We start from the raw sequence: 17,816 nt of genomic DNA, 5'->3' as shown, positions 1-17,816 counted from the left end.
GGGCTGGGTCTCAGCCGTTGGCGACCGTGATGCTGTCGCGGGCGGCGTTGGCCACGGCCTGCGCGGTGACGCCGTACTCGGTGTAGATGCGGGCGTAGTCGGCCGAGGCGCCGTAGCGGTCGATCGAGACGATCCGGCCGTGGTCGCCGACGATCTCGCGCCAGCCCTGCTTGACGCCGGCCTCGACCGAGACCCGGGCCTTCACGGTGGGCGGGATCACGGTCTCGCGGTAGGACTGGTCCTGCTCGTCGAACCACTCCAGGCACGGCATCGAGACGACCCGGGCCCGCACGCCGTCGGCGGCGAGCAGCTCGCGTGCCTCGACGGCGAGCTGGACCTCGGAACCGGTGCCGACCAGGACGACCTCCGGGACGCCGCCCTCGGCGTCGATCAGGACGTAGCCGCCGCGGGCGACGTCGTCGAGCCCGGCGAACCCGTCCTCGCCGCGCGGGAACACCGGCACGTTCTGCCGGGTCAGTGCGAGCGCGGCGGGCCGGTCGGTGCGGCCGAGGATCGCGGCCCAGCAGGCCGCGGTCTCGTTGGCGTCGGCCGGTCGGACGACGTCGAGGCCGGGCATCGCGCGGAGCGCGGCCAGGTGCTCGATCGGCTGGTGGGTCGGGCCGTCCTCGCCGAGACCGATGGAGTCGTGGGTCCAGACGTAGGTGACGGGCAGCCCGCTCAGCGCCGCGACACGGACCGCGCCGCGCATGTAGTCGGAGAACGTCAGGAACGTGCCGCCGTAGACGCGGGTCAGGACGTCGGCCGCGATGCCGTTCATGATCGCGCCCATGCCGTGCTCGCGGATCCCGAAGTGGAGCACGCGACCCTGGAACGGGTCGGCCTTCCACTCCTCGACGCCGCGGCTGACGGGCAGGAACGACGGGACGCCCTCGATGGTCGTGTTGTTGGAGCCGGCGAGGTCGGCCGAGCCGCCCCACAGCTCGGGCATGATCGGCGCGAGCGCGTTGATGACCTTGCCGGACGCCGACCGGGTCGCGACGCCCTTGGCGTCGGCCTCGAACCTCGGCAGGGCCTCGGCGAACCCGTCGGGCAGCGTGCGCTGCTTGAGCCGGTGCAGCAGCGCGGCGGAGTCGGCGTTCTTCTCGGCCCACGCGCGGTACTTCTCGTCCCACTCCGCACCCCAGGCGGCGCCGCGGTCGCGCAGCGAGCGGGTGTGGGCGAGGACCTCCTCGGAGACGACGAAGCTCTCGGCGGGGTTCCAGCCGAGGACCTCCTTCGTGGCGGCGACCTCGTCGGCCCCCAGCGCGCTGCCGTGCGCCTTCTCGGTGCCCTGCGCGTTGGGTGCGGGCCAGGCGATGACGGTGTCGACGATGATCAACGACGGCTGGTCGAGGACCTCGGCGGCCGCGGTGATCGCCCGGTGCAGCTGCGGGACGTCCTCGCGGTACTCGGTGCCGCCGTTGGTCCAGTCGACCTCCTGCACGTGCCAGCCGTAGGCCCGGTAGCGCGCGGCGACGTCCTCGGTGAAGGCGATGTCGGTGTTGCCCTCGATCGAGATCCGGTTGCGGTCGTAGATGAGGGTCAGGTTGCCGAGCTCCTGGGTGCCGGCGATCGAGCTGGCCTCGCTGCTGACGCCCTCCTCGAGGTCGCCGTCGCTGCAGAGCGCGTAGACGTGGTGGTCGAACAGGCTCTCGCCGGCCGCCGCCTTCGGGTCCAGGAGGCCGTGGATGCGCCGGCCCGACATCGCCATGCCGACGGCGTTCGCGACGCCCTGGCCGAGCGGACCGGTGGTGACCTCGACGCCGGCGGTGTGGCCGAGCTCGGGGTGGCCGGGGGTCTTCGAGCCCCAGGTGCGCAGCGCCCTCAGGTCCTCGATCTCGAGGCCGAAGCCGCCGAGGAAGAGCTGCGTGTAGAGGGTGATCGAGGAGTGGCCGCACGACAGGACGAACCGGTCGCGGGCGACCCACGAGGGGTCGGCCGGGTCGTGGCGCATCACCTTCTGGAAGAGCAGGTAGGCGACCGGCGCGAGGCTCATCGCCGTGCCCGGGTGTCCGTTGCCGACCTTCTGGACGGCGTCCATCGCCAGCACGCGGGCGGTGTCGACGGCGCGGTCGTCCAGGTCGGTCCAGTCAAGCTTCGGGGTGGCGCTCACAGGGCTCCTCAGTACAGGTTCGCGGGCATTGCCGAGCCTACTCACCCCGGGAGCTAGACTCACACCGCCTGGGCGGGTGTGAGCACCCGCCGCACCCACACGACACGATGTTCCGAGGACCTCTGTGACCTACGTCGGCGAGTCGCGACCCGCGCTTCGGCAGCCCGAGCCCGAGCGGGGAGAGGCGTCGTTCAAGGACGTCGTCGCCGCCTACGTCGGTCTGACCAAGCCGCGCGTCATCGAGCTGCTGCTCCTGACGACCGTCCCGGTCATGTTCTTCGCCGCCCGCGGTGTCCCGGCCCTCGGCCTGGTCGTGGCCACCGTCGTCGGTGGGGCGCTGTCCGCGGGGTCGGCCTCGACGTTCAACTGCGTCTACGACCGCGACATCGACGAGCAGATGCGCCGCACCCGACGCCGTGCCCTGCCGCGCCACGTCGTCACCCCGCGCGCCGCGCTGGTCTTCGCGACCGTGCAGGCCGTGCTCTCGACGGCGGTCCTGGCCTACTGGGTGAACCCGCTGTCGGCGACGCTGTCGGTGCTGGCCAACGCCTTCTACGTCCTCGGCTACACGATGCTCCTCAAGCGCCGCACCACCCAGAACATCGTCTGGGGCGGCATCGCCGGCTGCTTCCCGGCCCTCATCGGGTGGACCGCGGTCACCGGCGAGCTGTCCTGGGTACCGATCGTGCTCTTCGCCGTCGTCTTCTTCTGGACGCCGCCGCACACCTGGGCCCTCGCCCTGCGCTACCGCGAGGACTACGCCAACGTCGACGTCCCGATGCTGCCCGTGGTGCGTCCGGCCGCCGAGGTGGGCCGCCAGATCGTCCTCTACAGCTGGGTCATGGTCGCCACCTCGATGCTGCTCTGGCCCGTCGCCGGCACCGGCCCGATCTACCCGATCGCCGCCGCCGTCCTCGGCGCCGTCTTCCTGGTCGAGGCCCACAAGATGTGGCGCCGCGCCCGCGGCACCGAGGACCTCAGCGAGATCCAGCCGATGCGCCTGTTCCACCACTCGAACCTGTACCTGTCGCTCCTGTTCGTCGCCGTCGCCCTCGACCCCCTGCTGACGCGCTAGCCCGCCGCCTCAGGCAGAGCTGTTCGCCGCTGGTCGGGTGGGTGCGGGGTCCGCTGGGTCTCCCCGACGCCGAGTCGGCGTTCGCGTCGAGCACGAACGCCGACTCGGCGCGCTCGGACTTCACCTTCGCGCCGACTCGGCGGAACGGGGCGGGCTACCGCGCTGCGCGCGCCGGGGCCGGGGTGGCCGGGACGGCCGGGACGGCGGAGGGTGCGGGACGCAGGACGACCGCGAGGACGGCCCCGGTGGCGGTGGCGGAGATGACGCCGGCGCCGAGCATGTGGGCGCCGACGAGGATCTCGGGGAGGTCGGTGAAGTACTGGACGAAGCCGATCACGCTCTGGCCGAGCTCGACGCCGAGCAGCACCACGGCGGCGCGGCGGGCCGCCGTGCCGGCACGGGTCGCGAGGAGCAGGCCGACGGTGAGGCCGACGAGCAGGAACACCGAGTCGGCGTGGAGCTGGCTGATCTGGAGCGGGTCGAGGCCGTTGCGCGGCGTCTCGGCGTCCCCGGCGTGCGGGCCGGCGCCGGTGACGATGGTGCCGAGGTAGAGGACCACCCAGGTCGCGGCGAAGGTGATCCAGGCGAGGGTCTGGGTCCGGCCGCGGGTCCAGACGGCGCCCGGGTCGTCGATGCGGCGGAGGAAGAGCACGGCGACGCCGACCATCGCCATCGACAGCAGCAGGTGCAGCGACACGATCCAGGGGTTGAGGTCGGCGAGGACGGTGATGCCGCCGATCACCGCCTGGAAGGGGACGCCGAGGGCGAGGACGAGCGCGAGGACGCGGAGCTGGCGGCGCCCGGTCCGCCAGGCGGCGAGGAACGTCGCGATCGCGATGGCGGCCAGGACGAAGGTCAGCATCCGGTTGCCGAACTCGATCGCCGAGTGCAGCTCCAGCTCGCCGTGCGGCCGGAACGACTCGTCGGTGCAGCGGGGCCACGTGGGGCAGCCGAGGCCGGAGCCGGTGAGCCGGACGGCGCCGCCGGTGACCACGATGGCGATGTTGGCGACCAGGCTGGCCCAGCCGAGCGGGCGGACGAGGCGGGCGAGCCGGTCGAGCACCTTCACTCCCACTTGAAGGTCCTCGCGGTCGCCGCGGCGCCGACCAGGGTCCAGCCGGCCAGCACGAGCAGGTCGCGCCAGGCGACGGCGGCGCCGTCGAGCGCGGAGCGCATCGCCTCGCCCAGGGCCCCCGAGGGGAGCCAGGCGACGACGTCGCCGAAGGAGCCGTACGCCGACGCGGGCAGCACCACGGCGCCGCCGGCCATCAGGAGCAGGTAGACCAGGTTGGCGGCGGCGAGGGTCGCCTCGGCGCGCAGCGAGCCGGCCAGCAGCAGCCCGAGCGAGGCGAACGCCGACGTGCCGAGCACCACGGTGAGCAGCAGGCCGACGACCGAGGCGTCCGGCTCCCACCCGAGGGCGAGGGCGACGGCGCCGATGACGACGACCTGGAGGACCTCGACGACCAGCAGCGCGAGCACCTTGGCGCCCAGCAGCGAGGTCCGCGACAGCGGGGACGTGCCGAGCCGCTTGATGAGGCCGTAGCGACGCTCGAAGCCGGTCGCGATCGCCAGCGCCGTGAACGACGTCGACATCACCGCGAGGGCGAGGACGCCGGGGGCGAAGGTCTCCACGCCGTACTCGAGGTCGACGCGCTCGGCGCCGCGGACGCCGACGAGCAGCACGATGACCGGGATGACCACGGCGAGCAGCAGCTGCTCGCCGTTGCGGAGCATCAGCCGGGCCTCCATCGATGCCTGGGTGAGCACCTGGCGCGCGATCGGCGCGGCGCCGGGGGCCGGCACGAAGGTGCCCGGCCTCGCCGGGGTCGTGGTCGCCGGGGTCGTGGTCGGGGGAGTCATGTGGTCTCCGGGAGGGCGGTGAGCTCGAGGAAGACGTCCTCGAGCTTGCGCTGGCCGAGGGTCAGCGACTCGGGCAGCACGTCGTGGGCCTCGCACCACCGCGACACCTTCGCGAGCGTCGAGCCGTCGGCCGGGCCGGTGACGAGCAGGCTGACGGCGTCGAGCTGGGTGACCTCGGTGGCCGGGCCGAGCGCGGCGGTCAGCGAGGCGGGGGCGCCGGGCGGGAACGGCTGGGTGACGACGAGGCGGATCGTGGCGACCGACCCGCCGCGGGTCAGCTCCAGCGGTGACCCGGAGGCGACCAGCGTGCCCTTGTCGAGGATGTGGACGCGGTCGGCGAGCCGCTCGGCCTCGTCCATGTAGTGCGTGGTCAGGACGACGGTCACCCCGTCGGTGCGGAGTTCCTCGAGCAGCTCCCACACGGTGCGCCGCACGGCCGGGTCGAGCCCGGCGGTCGGCTCGTCGACGAAGACCAGCTCGGGGCGGCCCACGATCGCCATCGCGAGGCCGAGGCGCTGCTGCTGGCCACCGGAGAGCCGGCGGTACGGCGTCCGCCCGCAGTCGGCGAGCCCGAGGCGCTCGACGAGCATGTCGACCGGGAGCGGGCGGGCGTGCAGCCGCGAGACGTGGCGGAGCATCTCGACCGCGCGGACGCCGCCCCACGCGCCGCCGCTCTGCAGCATCACGCCGATCCGGGGCAGCAGCGCGCGCCGGTCGCGCACCGGGTCGAGGCCGAGCACCCGCACGGTGCCCCGCTGCGGCGTCCGGTAGCCCTCGCAGGTCTCCAGCGTCGTCGTCTTACCGGCGCCGTTCGGTCCGAGCACGGCGGTGATGGTGTGGGCCTCGACGCTCAGACTGAGCCCGTCGACGGCCACCTTGTCGCCGTAGCGCATCACGAGCCCGTCGACCGTCACCGCGCCGTCCGCGAGGCTGTCGGCACCGCCGACGGACAAGGGTTCGGACACCCACGAAGTGTAGGAGCCACCGGGTTGGCCCTGGACATCGGGACGATCCGTCGTCGTCGCCGGGGAGACGTCGCCGTGGCGGCACGTGCCACTGCCGGTCGCCGCGGCCGGCCTCTCTACAGTTGCCGGGTGACCGACTGGCTGACTGCGACGATCCTCGCGCTCGCCGGCGTGGCGGCGGTGGTGGGCATCGTCCTGCTGGTCCGCGACGAGCCCGCCCAGGACCGCACGTTCGTGGTGCTCGGCGTGGTGGAGGTCGCCGTCCTCGTCCAGCTGGTCGTCGGTGCCGTGTCGCTGTCGCAGACCGACCGGGACGTGTCGGGCGTGCTGTTCGTCAGCTACCTCGTCGGCAACCTGCTCGTCCTCCCGATCGGCGCGTTCTGGTCGCTCGCCGAGCGCACCCGCGCCGGCACCGGGGTGCTGCTCGTCGCCGTCGTGACGGTGATCGCGCTGCAGCTGCGCCTCGAGACGATCTGGGACGGCTCCGGTGCGTGAGCTCTCCTCGGGCCCCGGTCGGATCCTCGTCTTCGTGTACGGCGTCTTCGCCGTGGCCGCCACGGGTCGCTCGCTCGTCCAGCTCGGGTCCGACGCCGACCGGGCGCCGCTCGCCTACACGCTCTCGCTCGTGGCGGCGGTGATCTACCTCGTCGCGACCACGTGCCTGCTGCTCGGCGGACGCCGGGCCTGGGTGGTCGCGGTCGGCTCGTGCGTGGTCGAGCTGCTCGGCGTCCTCTCGGTCGGCACGCTGTCCTACGTCGACACCGAGCTGTTCCCGGACAAGACGGTCTGGTCGCACTTCGGCCAGGGCTACGGCTTCCTCCCGCTGGTGCTGCCGTTCCTCGGCCTGGTCTGGCTGCGGGCCACCCGGCCCGACGCGACGAGCTGACGCAAGCGAGCGCTCGAGTGGCGCCCGAGTGGCGCCCGAGTGGCGCTCGAGTGGCGCTCGTCACGCAGGGTCGCCTTGCTAAGGGTGGCCTTGCTTGAACGGGCCAGTTCATTAACGGCACACTGGCGTTGTGGAATTCACCCCCGACCGTGTCGACAGCACCACGCGGCAGCGCGTCGTGCGGTCGATCCTGGTCGACGGGCCCTCCACCACCGCGGCCCTGGCCGAGCGTCTCGACCTGACGCCGGCGGCCGTGCGCCGTCACCTCGACCAGCTGGTCGACGACGGAGCGGTCGAGGCGCGGGACGCCCGCAAGGCCGCCGGTCGCGGCCGCGGCCGCCCGGCGAAGGTGTTCGCACTGACCGAGACCGGTCGCGACGGCTTCGACCAGAAGTACGACGACCTCGCCGCCGCCGCCCTGCGGTTCCTGGCCGAGACCGGTGGCGACGCCGCCGTCCGGGAATTCGCACGCCGCCGCGCCGGTTTCGTCGAGGAGCGCTTCGGTGAGGTCGCCGAGGCGCACCCCGACCTCGGTCCCGCCGAGGTGCTGGCCCGGGTGTTCACCGAGGAGGGCTACGCGGCAACGGTCCGCGAGTCCCCCGTGGGGGAGCAGCTGTGCCAGCAGCACTGCCCGGTGTCCCACGTGGCCCACGAGTTCCCCCAGCTGTGCGAGGAGGAGACCGCGGCCATCAGCCGGGTCCTCGGCCGCCACGTGCAGCGTCTCGCGACGATCGCCCACGGCGACGGCGTGTGCACCACCTGCATCCCCGATCTTCCCGGCTCCACCCCGATCACGATGACGACGAAGGAGAAGGTCACTTCATGACCTCCATCGAAGACCTCAACCCCGAGCTCAAGGGCATCGGCCGCTACGACTTCGGCTGGGCCGACACCGACGTGGCCGGCGCCACCGCGCAGCGCGGCCTGTCCGAGGACGTCGTCCGCAACATCTCCGCGCTCAAGAACGAGCCGCAGTGGATGCTCGACCAGCGCCTGAAGGGCCTCAAGCTCTTCCACCGCAAGCCCATGCCCACGTGGGGCTCCGACCTCGGTGGCATCGACTTCGACAACATCAAGTACTTCGTCCGCTCCAGCGAGAAGCAGGCGGCGACGTGGGACGACCTCCCCGAGGAGATCAAGAACACCTACGACAAGCTCGGCATCCCGGAGGCGGAGAAGCAGCGCCTCGTCTCGGGCGTCGCCGCCCAGTACGAGTCCGAGGTCGTCTACCACTCGATCCGAGAGGACCTCGAGGAGCAGGGCGTGCTCTTCCTCGACACCGACACCGCCCTGCGTGAGCAGCCCGAGCTGTTCCAGGAGTACTTCGGCACCGTCATCCCGGTCGGCGACAACAAGTTCTCCGCGCTCAACACCTCGGTGTGGTCGGGCGGCTCGTTCATCTACGTGCCGAAGGGCGTGCACGTCGACATCCCGCTGCAGGCCTACTTCCGGATCAACACCGAGAACATGGGCCAGTTCGAGCGGACCCTCATCATCGTCGACGAGGACGCCTACGTGCACTACGTCGAGGGCTGCACCGCGCCGATCTACTCCTCCGACTCGCTGCACTCCGCGGTCGTCGAGATCATCGTCAAGAAGGGCGGCCGCTGCCGCTACACGACCATCCAGAACTGGTCCAACAACGTCTACAACCTCGTCACCAAGCGGGCGGTCTGCGAGGCCGGCGCGACAATGGAGTGGGTCGACGGCAACATCGGCTCCAAGGTGACGATGAAGTACCCCGCGATCTACCTGATGGGCGAGCACGCCAAGGGCGAGACGCTCTCGATCGCGTTCGCCGGCGAGGGCCAGCACCAGGACGCCGGCGCCAAGATGGTGCACGCGGCGCCCCACACGTCGTCCTCGATCCTGTCGAAGTCGGTGGCGCGCGGCGGTGGGCGCACCTCGTACCGCGGCCTGATCCAGGTCAACGAGGGTGCGTACGGCTCCAAGTCGAACGTGCTCTGCGACGCGCTGCTGGTCGACCAGATCAGCCGGTCCGACACCTACCCCTACGTCGACATCCGTGAGGACGACGTCTCGATGGGCCACGAGGCGAGTGTCTCGAAGGTCTCCGACGACCAGCTCTTCTACCTGATGTCGCGGGGCATGGAGCAGGACGAGGCGATGGCGATGATCGTCCGCGGCTTCGTCGAGCCGATCGCCAAGGAGCTCCCCATGGAGTACGCCCTCGAGCTGAACCGGCTCATCGAGCTGCAGATGGAGGGTGCTGTCGGCTGACGCCGGCACCGCCCACCCCACCGAACCGCACCAGCGACCGTAGAAAGACCTGCCTGTGACCGTGACCGATGCTGCCCGCGAGAGCGTCGAGGCCAGCCTGGAGCAGGGACACCTGTCCTTCTCCCACCTCAACCCGCCGCCCTCCTACGACCTGGCCGACCACCCCCTGCCGACCGGGCGCGAGGAGATCTGGCGCTTCACGCCGATCAAGCGGCTCCGGGGCATGCTCGAGGGTGAGCCGTCCGCGACCCAGCTGACCTGGGACTCCACGCTGCCCGACGGCGTGACGCTGACGCAGGTCTCGGCCGAGGAGGCCCGCGCCGCCGGCGAGCTGGCGCCCAACGACCGGCCCGCCGCGCTGGCGGCCGAGCACGCGGCCCACACGGTGCTGCTCGACGTGCCCGCCGACCTCGAGCTCGACGACGAGCACCCGGTCGTGCTGCGGCTGCACGGGGAGTCCGTCGACGACCTCGTCTACGGCCGGCTCGTCGTCCGCGTCGGCCGGCACGCCAAGGCGACCATCGCCATCGTGCACACCGGCTCGGCGCGCTACGTCGCGACCACGACGGTCGTCGTCGGCGACGGGGCACAGGTCAACGTCGTCTCGCTGCAGGACTGGGCCGACGACGCCGTCCACCTCGGCCGTGACGCGATCCGCGTCGGCCGTGACGCCCACGTGCGGCACACCTCGGTCTCCTTCGGCGGCGACGTCGTCCGGATGCACGCCAACGTCGAGTACGACGCCCCCGGCGGCGCGGCCGAGCTGCTCGGCCTCTACTTCGCCGACGCCGGCCAGCACCTCGAGCACCGGCTCTTCGCCGACCACAACCAGCCGCGCACCAAGAGCAACGTGCTCTACAAGGGTGCGCTGCAGGGCGACAAGGCCCACACGGTCTGGATCGGGAACGTGCTGATCCGCAAGATCGCCGAGGGCATCGAGACCTACGAGGAGAACCGCAACCTCGTGCTCACCGACGGCTGCCACGCCGACTCGGTGCCGAACCTCGAGATCGAGACCGGCGAGATCGAGGGCGCCGGGCACGCCTCGGCGACCGCCCGGTTCGACGACGAGCAGCTGTTCTACCTCCGCACCCGCGGCATCTCCGACAAGGAGGCCAAGCGGCTGGTGCTGCACGGCTTCTTCCAGGACCTCATCCGCAAGATCGGCGTGCCGTCGCTCGAGGCCAAGCTCACCGAGACGGTCGAGGACGAGCTCGCCAAGAACGTCTTCCGGGGCGTCGAGACCGAGCAGTGAGCGCCGGCCGCGAGATGACCTTCCAGCGCGCCTGCGCCCTCGCCGACGTCCCGACCGACGAGGCGCTCGCCGTCACCATCGGTGAGTACGACGTCGCGATCGCGCGCGACGGCGAGGAGCTCCTCGCCATCCAGGACCTGTGCACGCACGCCCACGTCGCCCTGAGCGAGGGCGACGTCGAGCGCGACGGTGGGAGCTGCACCATCGAGTGCTGGCTGCACGGCTCGCGCTTCGACCTCCGCACCGGCCAGCCCTCCGGGCTGCCGGCCACCGAACCCGTCGCGACCTTCCCTGTCGAGGTCCGCGAGGACGGCGTCTACGTCGACACCACCACCACCCTGAACGGAGCCACCCCGCAATGAGCACTCTCGAGATCAAGGACCTGCACGTCTCGGTCACCACCGAGGACGGTCCCAAGGAGATCCTCAAGGGCGTCACGCTCACCATCGGCGACGGTGAGACGCACGCGATCATGGGCCCCAACGGCTCGGGCAAGTCGACCCTGGCCTACTCGGTCGCCGGCCACCCGAAGTACCAGGTCACCGGCGGCACCGTGCTGCTCGACGGCGTCGACGTCCTGGAGATGTCGGTCGACGAGCGCGCCCGCGCCGGGCTGTTCCTCGCCATGCAGTACCCCGTCGAGGTGCCCGGCGTCTCGGTCACCAACTTCCTGCGCACCGCGAAGACCGCGATCGACGGCGAGGCGCCGAAGCTCCGCACGTGGGTCAAGGACGTCAACAAGTCGTTGGCCGACCTCGACCTCGACCCCTCCTTCGCGCAGCGCTCGGTCAACGAGGGCTTCTCCGGTGGCGAGAAGAAGCGCCACGAGATCGCGCAGCTCGAGCTGCTCGACCCGAAGATCGCGATCCTCGACGAGACCGACTCCGGCCTCGACATCGACGCGCTCAAGGTCGTCTCCGAGGGCGTCAACCGCTACCGCGCCCGCGAGGGCAAGGGTGTCCTGCTGATCACGCACTACACCCGCATCCTGCGCTACATCCAGCCCGACCGCGTGCACGTGTTCGTCGCGGGCCGGGTCGCGGAGTCCGGCGGTCCCGAGCTCGCCGACGAGCTCGAGGCCAACGGCTACGAGCGGTTCCTGACCGCCACGGTCTGACCCACCCCACCGGCACCACCCCCAGGACGGAAGGCACGGCGATGGACGGACTGCTCCCCGAGCTCGAGGTCGTCCGCAAGGACTTCCCGATCCTCGAGCGCACGCTGGCGAACGGGCGGGCGCTGGTCTACCTCGACAGCGCCAACACCTCCCAGAAGCCGCAGTGCGTCATCGACGCGATGGTCGACCACCTCGAGCACCACAACGCCAACATCGCCCGGGCGATGCACCAGCTCGGCGCCGAGGCGACCGAGGCGTTCGAGGCTGGTCGCGACAAGGTGGCGGCGTTCCTCGGCGCACCGAGCCGCGACGAGGTGATCTTCACCAAGAACGCCTCCGAGGCGCTCAACCTGGTGGCCAACACCCTCGCGTGGAAGGGCCGGCGCCAGCTCGGGGAGGGCGACGAGGTCGTCATCACCGAGATGGAGCACCACTCCAACATCGTGCCGTGGCAGCTGCTCACCGAGCGCACCGGCGCCACGCTGCGCTGGTTCGGCCTCACCGACGGCGGCGAGCTCGACCTGTCGAACGTCGACGAGCTGCTCACCGAGCGCACCAAGGTCGTCGCGTTCACCTGGGTGTCCAACATGCTCGGCACCATCAACCCGGTCGCGGAGCTGACCCGGCGGGCCCACGAGGTCGGCGCGATCGTCGTCGTCGACGCCTCGCAGGCCGCCCCGCAGCTGCGGATCGACCTGGCTGCGATGGCCCCCGAGGAGCGTCCCGACGTCGTCGTCTTCACCGGCCACAAGGTCGTCGGGCCCACCGGCATCGGGGTCCTGTGGGGGAGCAGCGAGCTGCTCGGCGAGCTGCCGCCGTTCCTCGGTGGCGGCGAGATGATCGAGACCGTGACGATGGCGCGCTCGACGTACGCCCCGATCCCGCACAAGTTCGAGGCCGGCACCCCGCCGATCGCCGAGGCGGTCGGTCTCGGCGCGGCCGTCGACTACCTCTCCCACCTCGGCCTCGACGCGATCCGCGACCACGAGCACGCGATCACCGCCTACGCCCTCGACGGGCTGGCGACCGTGCCCGGCCTCCGGGTCCTCGGCCCGCTCGACGCCGAGCGGCGCGGCGGCGCGATCTCGTTCGAGATCGACGGCGTGCACCCGCACGACGTCGCCCAGGTGCTCGACTCGCGCGGCGTCGCCGTCCGGGCCGGCCACCACTGCGCGAAGCCGGCGCACGCCCGCTACGGCGTCCAGAGCTCGACCCGCATGTCGTCGTACCTCTACACGACGCCGGGCGAGATCGACGCGCTCGTGGAGGCGCTGGAATACACCCGTTCGTACTTCAAGTTGGGCTGAACCGTGGACCTCGACAACCTGTACCAGGACATCATCCTCGACCACGCGAAGCGGCGGCTGAACTCCGGCCTGCGCGAGCCGTTCGAGGCCGAGGTGCACCACGTGAACCCGACCTGCGGCGACGAGGTGACGCTGCGGCTGCACCTCGACGGCGCGGGCGACGACGCCTCGATCGCGGACATCTCCTACGACAACCAGGGCTGCTCGATCTCGTCGGCCTCGGCGTCGGTGATGACCGAGCTGCTGATCGGCAAGACGGTCGCCGAGGCGCGACCGGTGCACGACGCGTTCCTCGAGATGATGCGCGGCAAGGGCCGCGTGGAGCCCGACGAGGACGTGCTCGAGGACGGCATCGCCTTCGCCGGCGCCGCCAAGCTCACCGCTCGCATCAAGTGCGCACTACTGTCCTGGATGGCCTACCAGGACGCCCTCATCCAAGCCCAGGAGGCACAGCATGGCTGACAACCAGCCCGACCACAGCGATCTTCCCGACGTCCCCGAGGCCACCGGCGCCGGCTCCGGCGTCGGCACGGCGACCGTGAGCGTCGACGACGTGACCGAGGCGATGAAGGACGTCGTCGACCCCGAGCTCGGCATCAACGTCGTCGACCTGGGCCTCGTCTACGACCTGCACCTCGACGCCTCGTCGAACCTGGTCATCGACATGACCCTCACCTCCGCGGCCTGCCCGCTGACCGACGTCATCCAGGACCAGACCAACCAGGCCCTCGAGGGCCTGGTCAACGACGTCGCCATCAACTGGGTCTGGATGCCGCCGTGGGGCCCCGACAAGATCACCGACGACGGCCGCGAGCAGCTCCGCGCCCTGGGCTTCAACGTCTGAGTCGACCCTGCCCTCGGGTGGGGAGCCGAGTCGGGACCCCGGCGTGTGGTCTCGGAGCGGGCTCCGGTGGTCGAGCCGGGGAGCGTCAGCGAGCCGAGTCGAGACCCCTGCGTGTGGTCTCGACTCGCGGTGACTACGTCCCCGCGGCTCGACCAACGGAGTGACTCCGGAGCGGTGTCCGGTCGAGCCTGGGAGTGGTCTCGGAGCCGGTGTCCGGTGGTCGAGCCGGGGAGCGCCAGCGAGCCGAGTCGAGACCCCAGCGCGTGGTCTCGGAGCGGGCTCCGGTGGTCGAGCCGGGGAGCGTCAGCGAGCCGAGTCGAGACCCCTGCGTGTGGTCTCGACTCGCGGTGACTACGTCCCCGCGGCTCGACCAGCGGTTGCGGAGTGGTTCCGGGGCGAGTGTCCGGTGGTCGAGCCGGGGAGCGTCAGCGAGCCGAGTCGAGACCCCTGCGTGTGGTCTCGACTCGCGGTGACTACGTCCCCGCGGCTCGACCAGCGGGGCGGAGCGGTTCCGGAGCGAGCGTCCGGTGGTCGAGCCCGGAAGTGGTCTCGGAGCGGGCTCCGGTGGTCAACCGGGGAGCGTCAGCGAGCCGAGTCGAGACCTCGGCGTGTGGTCTCGACTCGCGGTGACTACGTCCCCGCGGCTCGACCAGCGGTTGCGGAGTGGTCGTGGCGCGAGCGTCCGGTGGTCGAGCCGGGGAGCGTCAGCGAGCCGAGTCGAGACCCCTGCGTGTGGTCTCGACTCGCGGTGACTCCGTCCCCGCGGCTCGACCAGCGGGGCGGAGCGGTTCCGGAGCGGTGTCCGGTGGTCGAGCCGGGGAGCGTCAGCGAGCCGAGTCGAGACCCCGGCGTGGTCCCGAGCGACAGGACGGCTCGACCGGTAGAGGTTGCCTTTGTCGATCGACGAGGCCAACTACGCTGGGCGGATGGCGCGCTGGCACACCTTTCCCAACCCGGTGAACGAGAAGGCCGCGCGCGTCACGGCCGGGCTGGTGGTCGTGACGGCGCTCGTCGCCCTCGTGACGCGGACCGGCTGGCTCCTGTGGCCGATGGCGCTCGGCTTCGCGCTCAGGGTGTACGCCGGCCCGCGGCTCAGCCCGTTCGGACTGATCTCGACGAAGCTCGTCGCCCCCCGCCTCGGGGAGCCCACGGTCGTCCCCGGGCCGCCCAAGCAGTTCGCCCAGGGGGTCGGGCTCGCGTTCTCGCTCTCGGCGGCGATCCTGCTGAGCCTCGGGGCCGACACCGCGGGGTGGACCCTCGTCGGGCTCCTGGCCGTCGCAGCGACCCTGGAGTCGGTCCTGGCGGTCTGCCTCGGGTGCCTGGCCTTCGCCGGGCTGATCCGGCTCGGCGTCGTCCCGGACGACGTGTGCGCCGAGTGCAACGACATCTGGTCGCGCGCGACCTAGCCCGCGCCACCCCGGTACGCCGGCAGGGGCGGGTCGAAGGTGAGGCGGGTGTCGCCCCCGCCGATGCCCCCGGCCCAGGTGCCGGTGCCCGTGTGGTGGACGCCGTCGAGCACCAGGTCGACCGTGTAGCGGTACGGCGCCGGTCCGGCTCCGTCGATCCGTCGCTGCTCCGCCCCCCAGGGCGTCCCGAGCTCGACGAACCCGTCGTCGTCGCAGTGCTGGTCGACGCGCGGCAGCGCGGCGATCGTCTCGACCGAGCCGTCCGCGGCCGTGATCGCCACGGACGCCGTGACGTCGCCGTCGACCGCCGCGTCGTCGACGTACAGCGTGATGCCGGCCTCGCCGCCCGAGCTGGGCGTGTTCTGGCGCAGGTCGACCCACGCCAGGGTCTCGCCGTCACGGGCGGGGACCGGCCACCGCCACAGCCCCGAGGTGTCGCCGCCGGCCTCGGGTCTCACGAAGTAGGAGCCCAGGCGCTCGCCGCCCGGTCCGGACGGCGTCAGCAGCAATTGGTCGCCGTCGTCGGGCTCGACCAGCACCGGGTACCTGGCGCAGCCCGGGTCGCCCGCGTCGGGGGTGACGTCCGCGGACCACCTGCCGGCCATCGGGAAGGCCGCCCGGAGCGGTGCCTCCGGGGCCGCCCGCGGGATCTTCTCGGGATCGGGGTAGGCGTAGTCGGCGCACGTGCCGCCCCAGCAGTAGGAGCCCTGGAGCGCGAGCACCGGCCCGTCGGTGCCGTCGAGCACCAGACGAGGTGGCGCGTCGCCCGCGCCGTCGTCGGGCGCGAGCGGCCCCGTGGTCGGCCCCGTGGTCGGCCCCGTGGTCGGCACGACCTCGGACGTCGTCGGGTCGTTCGCGATCGGCGTCGGGTCGTCGGCGTCCGGGGCGCCGGGCCGGTCGACGAGGGCGAGGGCGACCACGGCGACCGCGGCCACCCCGGCCCCGGCGACGGCCCGTCGCCGCAGCCGCCGGGCCCGGTGCCGACGGACGACGTCGGCGAACGGTGGCGGGTGCGCGGGGACGGCGTCCCGCACGAGGCGGTCGAGTGGTTCGGTCATGGCGTGCTCCCTTCGGTGAGCCGGGGCGCGAGGGCCGCGCGCGCCCGGGACAGGCGGGACTTGACCGTGCCCACGGGGACCCGCAGCAGGTCGGCGACCTCCTCGACCGGCAGGTCGTGGACGTGGTGGAGCAGGAGGACCGCACGGTGGTCGAGCGGCAGCGCGGCCAGCGCGGCACCGAGGTCGAGCCGGACGCCGTCCGGGCCGTCGACGGTGCTCGTCGTCCGTGCCCGGAGCCTGCCGAGCCCGAGGGTCGCCACCTTGCGGCGCCGTTGCCGCGAGACCAGCAGCCGGACGGCGACGGTGCGCAGCCAGGCGTCCACGTCGTCGTAGCCACGCACCTTGGTCCAGTGCTCGAGCAGTCGCACGAACGCGTCCTGCGCGACCTCCTCGGCGTCCGCCCGCGAGCCACCCAGCACGGTGAGCAGGCCGATCAGCGGCCCCGCCGCGCGGGCGTAGACCTCCTCGACCTGCTGCTCGTCCTCGTGCTCCACACCCATGACACGCGGCAGCCTCCCATCCGGTTCCCTGGACCGGGTCGCTAACGTCACCGACGTGGCCACCGTCCTCGTCCCCGCCGCCCGATGGGCCCGGTGGGTCGAGAACTTCGAGCGCAGCCACGGTCCGACCACCGTCGCCGTCGCCGACGGCGCCGTGACCGGCACCGCGGAGGACGGGTCGCGCTTCGCCGTGCGGTTGCCGTTCGACCTCCCCCTCGACGCCGGGTACGCCGGCGTCCCGGCCGAGGTGGCCGACCACGTCGTCGTCCCCGACGACTGGGGGGTGCTGCTGGTGCGCAAGGGCGGCTTCGCCATGGCCCGGCTCAGCGGCACGACGCTGGGGGAGTCGAAGACCGGCCAGCGACACGTCCAGGGCCGCACCAAGGCCGGCGGGCAGTCGCAGCAGCGCTTCGCCCGACGCCGCGACAACCAGGCGCGACAGGCCTACGAGGCGGCCGCCGACCACGCGGCGCGCATCCTCGGCGGGCTGCGCGGCCCCCTCGTCACCGGGGGAGACCACGGCGCGGTCGACGAGGTCCTGGGCGACCCGCGGCTGCGCGGTGCGGTCGTGGTCGCGCCGTGGCTGGCCGTCCCGGACCCGCGACGCTCGGTGCTGGAGCAGGCCGTCGCCGACGCCACGGCCCTGCAGGTCGAGGTCGTCAACGCATGACCCACGTCCTGGTCATCGCCGACACCCACCTGCCCAGGCGCGCTCGCGACCTGCCGCCCGAGCTGTGGGAGCAGATCGAGGCGGCCGACGTCGTGGTGCACGCCGGCGACTGGGTCGACCTCGCCACCCTCGACCGGCTCGAGGAGCGGGCGCGCCGCGTCGTGGGGGTGTTCGGCAACAACGACGGCCCCGACCTGCGGGCCCGGCTCCCCGAGGTCGCGACCGCCCGGATCGGCGGGGTGCGCTTCGCGGTGGTGCACGAGACGGGCGGCAGGCAGGGGCGCGAGCAGCGGTGCGAGGCGGCCCACCCCGACGCCGACGTCCTGGTCTTCGGGCACAGCCACATCCCCTGGGACACCACGACCCCGCGGGGCCTGCGGCTGCTCAACCCGGGCTCGCCGACGGACCGGCGGCGCCAGCCGCACTGCACCTACCTGACGCTGACGGCCCAGGACGGCGCGCTGGCCGACGTGCGGCTCCACCGTCTGCCGCCCCGCGTCCAGTAGGTTCCGAGCC

Annotated in this window: 20 protein-coding genes; 14 read left to right on the top strand and 6 right to left on the bottom strand. The window is 72.3% G+C overall.

From position 1 onward, the window contains the following. Positions 1-10: 10 nt before the first annotated feature. Positions 11-2,113 carry a transketolase gene (tkt, locus tag E4623_RS08860; protein WP_134766136.1) on the bottom strand — a complete coding sequence of 701 codons (2,103 nt, stop codon included), beginning with the start codon at positions 2,111-2,113 and terminating at the stop codon, positions 11-13. A 124-nt stretch (positions 2,114-2,237) separates the two neighbouring features. Here tkt and E4623_RS08855 point away from each other — a divergent pair, with 124 nt between their 5' ends. Further along, positions 2,238-3,188 (top strand): heme o synthase, encoded by a 951-nt coding sequence (locus E4623_RS08855; protein ID WP_134766135.1) that lies wholly within the window; start codon positions 2,238-2,240, stop codon positions 3,186-3,188. Positions 3,189-3,342: 154 nt separating this feature from the next. Here the strand turns inward: E4623_RS08855 and E4623_RS08850 are convergent, their stop codons facing one another. From E4623_RS08850 to E4623_RS08840, 3 genes are read right to left on the bottom strand one after another with little or no spacing between them, the layout of a single operon-like run. Then, complete coding sequence (locus tag E4623_RS08850) at positions 3,343-4,263, bottom strand: COX15/CtaA family protein (protein WP_134766134.1); 921 nt, start codon at positions 4,261-4,263, stop codon at positions 3,343-3,345. Further along, positions 4,254-5,051, bottom strand: coding sequence for an ABC transporter permease (locus E4623_RS08845; protein WP_134766133.1), 798 nt, complete (start codon positions 5,049-5,051; stop codon positions 4,254-4,256). Before E4623_RS08845 ends, E4623_RS08850 begins: the two co-directional genes overlap by 10 nt. Further along, positions 5,048-6,016 carry an ABC transporter ATP-binding protein gene (locus E4623_RS08840; RefSeq protein ID WP_245154977.1) on the bottom strand — a complete coding sequence of 323 codons (969 nt, stop codon included), beginning with the start codon at positions 6,014-6,016 and terminating at the stop codon, positions 5,048-5,050. The genes E4623_RS08845 and E4623_RS08840 overlap by 4 nt, the downstream gene beginning before the upstream one ends. A gap of 129 nt (positions 6,017-6,145) precedes the next feature. On the opposite strand from E4623_RS08840, the gene E4623_RS08835 reads away from it, so the two are divergent. The 11 genes from E4623_RS08835 to E4623_RS08785 all read left to right on the top strand — a co-directional run bounded on the left by E4623_RS08835 (position 6,146) and on the right by E4623_RS08785 (position 15,072). Further along, positions 6,146-6,511, top strand: a complete 366-nt coding sequence (locus E4623_RS08835) for a hypothetical protein (protein ID WP_134766132.1) — start codon at positions 6,146-6,148, stop codon at positions 6,509-6,511. Next, positions 6,504-6,902, top strand: coding sequence for a hypothetical protein (locus tag E4623_RS08830; protein ID WP_134766131.1), 399 nt, complete (start codon positions 6,504-6,506; stop codon positions 6,900-6,902). The genes E4623_RS08835 and E4623_RS08830 overlap by 8 nt, the downstream gene beginning before the upstream one ends. 130 nt (positions 6,903-7,032) lie before the next feature. After that, a complete protein-coding gene (locus tag E4623_RS08825; RefSeq protein ID WP_134766130.1) occupies positions 7,033-7,728 on the top strand; it encodes a helix-turn-helix domain-containing protein in 696 nt (231 codons plus the stop codon). Beyond that, positions 7,725-9,143, top strand: coding sequence for a Fe-S cluster assembly protein SufB (sufB, locus tag E4623_RS08820; RefSeq protein ID WP_134766129.1), 1,419 nt, complete (start codon positions 7,725-7,727; stop codon positions 9,141-9,143). The genes E4623_RS08825 and sufB overlap by 4 nt, the downstream gene beginning before the upstream one ends. 61 nt (positions 9,144-9,204) lie before the next feature. Beyond that, complete coding sequence (sufD, locus tag E4623_RS08815; protein ID WP_245154976.1) at positions 9,205-10,398, top strand: Fe-S cluster assembly protein SufD; 1,194 nt, start codon at positions 9,205-9,207, stop codon at positions 10,396-10,398. After that, positions 10,395-10,760: a non-heme iron oxygenase ferredoxin subunit gene (locus tag E4623_RS08810; protein ID WP_348537286.1), complete on the top strand. Its 366-nt coding sequence runs from the start codon at positions 10,395-10,397 to the stop codon at positions 10,758-10,760. The genes sufD and E4623_RS08810 overlap by 4 nt, the downstream gene beginning before the upstream one ends. Beyond that, on the top strand, positions 10,757-11,515 hold the full coding sequence (sufC, locus tag E4623_RS08805; protein WP_134766127.1) for a Fe-S cluster assembly ATPase SufC: 759 nt from the start codon (positions 10,757-10,759) through the stop codon (positions 11,513-11,515). Before E4623_RS08810 ends, sufC begins: the two co-directional genes overlap by 4 nt. 41 nt (positions 11,516-11,556) lie before the next feature. After that, a complete protein-coding gene (locus E4623_RS08800) occupies positions 11,557-12,822 on the top strand; it encodes a cysteine desulfurase (RefSeq protein ID WP_134766126.1) in 1,266 nt (421 codons plus the stop codon). A gap of 3 nt (positions 12,823-12,825) precedes the next feature. Continuing rightward, entirely contained in the window at positions 12,826-13,284 is a 459-nt protein-coding gene (gene sufU / locus E4623_RS08795) for a Fe-S cluster assembly sulfur transfer protein SufU (RefSeq protein WP_134766125.1), read from the top strand. Then, a complete protein-coding gene (locus E4623_RS08790; RefSeq protein ID WP_134766124.1) occupies positions 13,277-13,666 on the top strand; it encodes a metal-sulfur cluster assembly factor in 390 nt (129 codons plus the stop codon). Before sufU ends, E4623_RS08790 begins: the two co-directional genes overlap by 8 nt. 926 nt (positions 13,667-14,592) lie before the next feature. Next, complete coding sequence (locus tag E4623_RS08785; RefSeq protein WP_134766123.1) at positions 14,593-15,072, top strand: DUF4395 domain-containing protein; 480 nt, start codon at positions 14,593-14,595, stop codon at positions 15,070-15,072. Here E4623_RS08785 and E4623_RS08780 read toward each other — a convergent pair. Both E4623_RS08780 and E4623_RS08775 read right to left on the bottom strand, forming a co-directional pair. Continuing rightward, entirely contained in the window at positions 15,069-16,130 is a 1,062-nt protein-coding gene (locus E4623_RS08780; RefSeq protein ID WP_134766122.1) for a hypothetical protein, read from the bottom strand. The genes E4623_RS08785 and E4623_RS08780 overlap by 4 nt on opposite strands. Further along, the gene (locus E4623_RS08775) at positions 16,127-16,630 is read right to left on the bottom strand and encodes a sigma factor-like helix-turn-helix DNA-binding protein (RefSeq protein ID WP_134766121.1); all 504 of its coding nucleotides are present in this window, start codon (positions 16,628-16,630) and stop codon (positions 16,127-16,129) included. The genes E4623_RS08780 and E4623_RS08775 overlap by 4 nt, the downstream gene beginning before the upstream one ends. A gap of 55 nt (positions 16,631-16,685) precedes the next feature. Between E4623_RS08775 and E4623_RS08770 the strand changes: the two genes are divergently transcribed. Beyond that, positions 16,686-17,300: an acVLRF1 family peptidyl-tRNA hydrolase gene (locus E4623_RS08770; protein ID WP_134766120.1), complete on the top strand. Its 615-nt coding sequence runs from the start codon at positions 16,686-16,688 to the stop codon at positions 17,298-17,300. Further along, a complete protein-coding gene (locus E4623_RS08765; RefSeq protein ID WP_134766119.1) occupies positions 17,297-17,806 on the top strand; it encodes a metallophosphoesterase in 510 nt (169 codons plus the stop codon). The genes E4623_RS08770 and E4623_RS08765 overlap by 4 nt, the downstream gene beginning before the upstream one ends. Positions 17,807-17,816 lie beyond the last annotated feature (10 nt).

Origin of the sequence: Nocardioides sp. 1609 (assembly GCF_004522105.1) — a bacterium.
In the GTDB taxonomy this organism is placed as follows: Bacteria; Actinomycetota; Actinomycetes; order Propionibacteriales; family Nocardioidaceae; genus Nocardioides.
This window is presented reverse-complemented; position numbering and strand designations above follow the sequence as displayed.

Coding starts and splice junctions, on each gene's coding strand:
- E4623_RS08780 (WP_134766122.1), bottom strand. CDS start 16,130: ATGACCGAACCACTCGACCGCCTCGTGCGGGACGCCGTCCCCGCGCAC.
- E4623_RS08790 (WP_134766124.1), top strand. CDS start 13,277: ATGGCTGACAACCAGCCCGACCACAGCGATCTTCCCGACGTCCCCGAG.
- sufB (WP_134766129.1), top strand. CDS start 7,725: ATGACCTCCATCGAAGACCTCAACCCCGAGCTCAAGGGCATCGGCCGC.
- E4623_RS08775 (WP_134766121.1), bottom strand. CDS start 16,630: ATGGGTGTGGAGCACGAGGACGAGCAGCAGGTCGAGGAGGTCTACGCC.
- E4623_RS08800 (WP_134766126.1), top strand. CDS start 11,557: ATGGACGGACTGCTCCCCGAGCTCGAGGTCGTCCGCAAGGACTTCCCG.
- sufC (WP_134766127.1), top strand. CDS start 10,757: ATGAGCACTCTCGAGATCAAGGACCTGCACGTCTCGGTCACCACCGAG.
- E4623_RS08845 (WP_134766133.1), bottom strand. CDS start 5,051: ATGACTCCCCCGACCACGACCCCGGCGACCACGACCCCGGCGAGGCCG.
- E4623_RS08765 (WP_134766119.1), top strand. CDS start 17,297: ATGACCCACGTCCTGGTCATCGCCGACACCCACCTGCCCAGGCGCGCT.
- E4623_RS08785 (WP_134766123.1), top strand. CDS start 14,593: ATGGCGCGCTGGCACACCTTTCCCAACCCGGTGAACGAGAAGGCCGCG.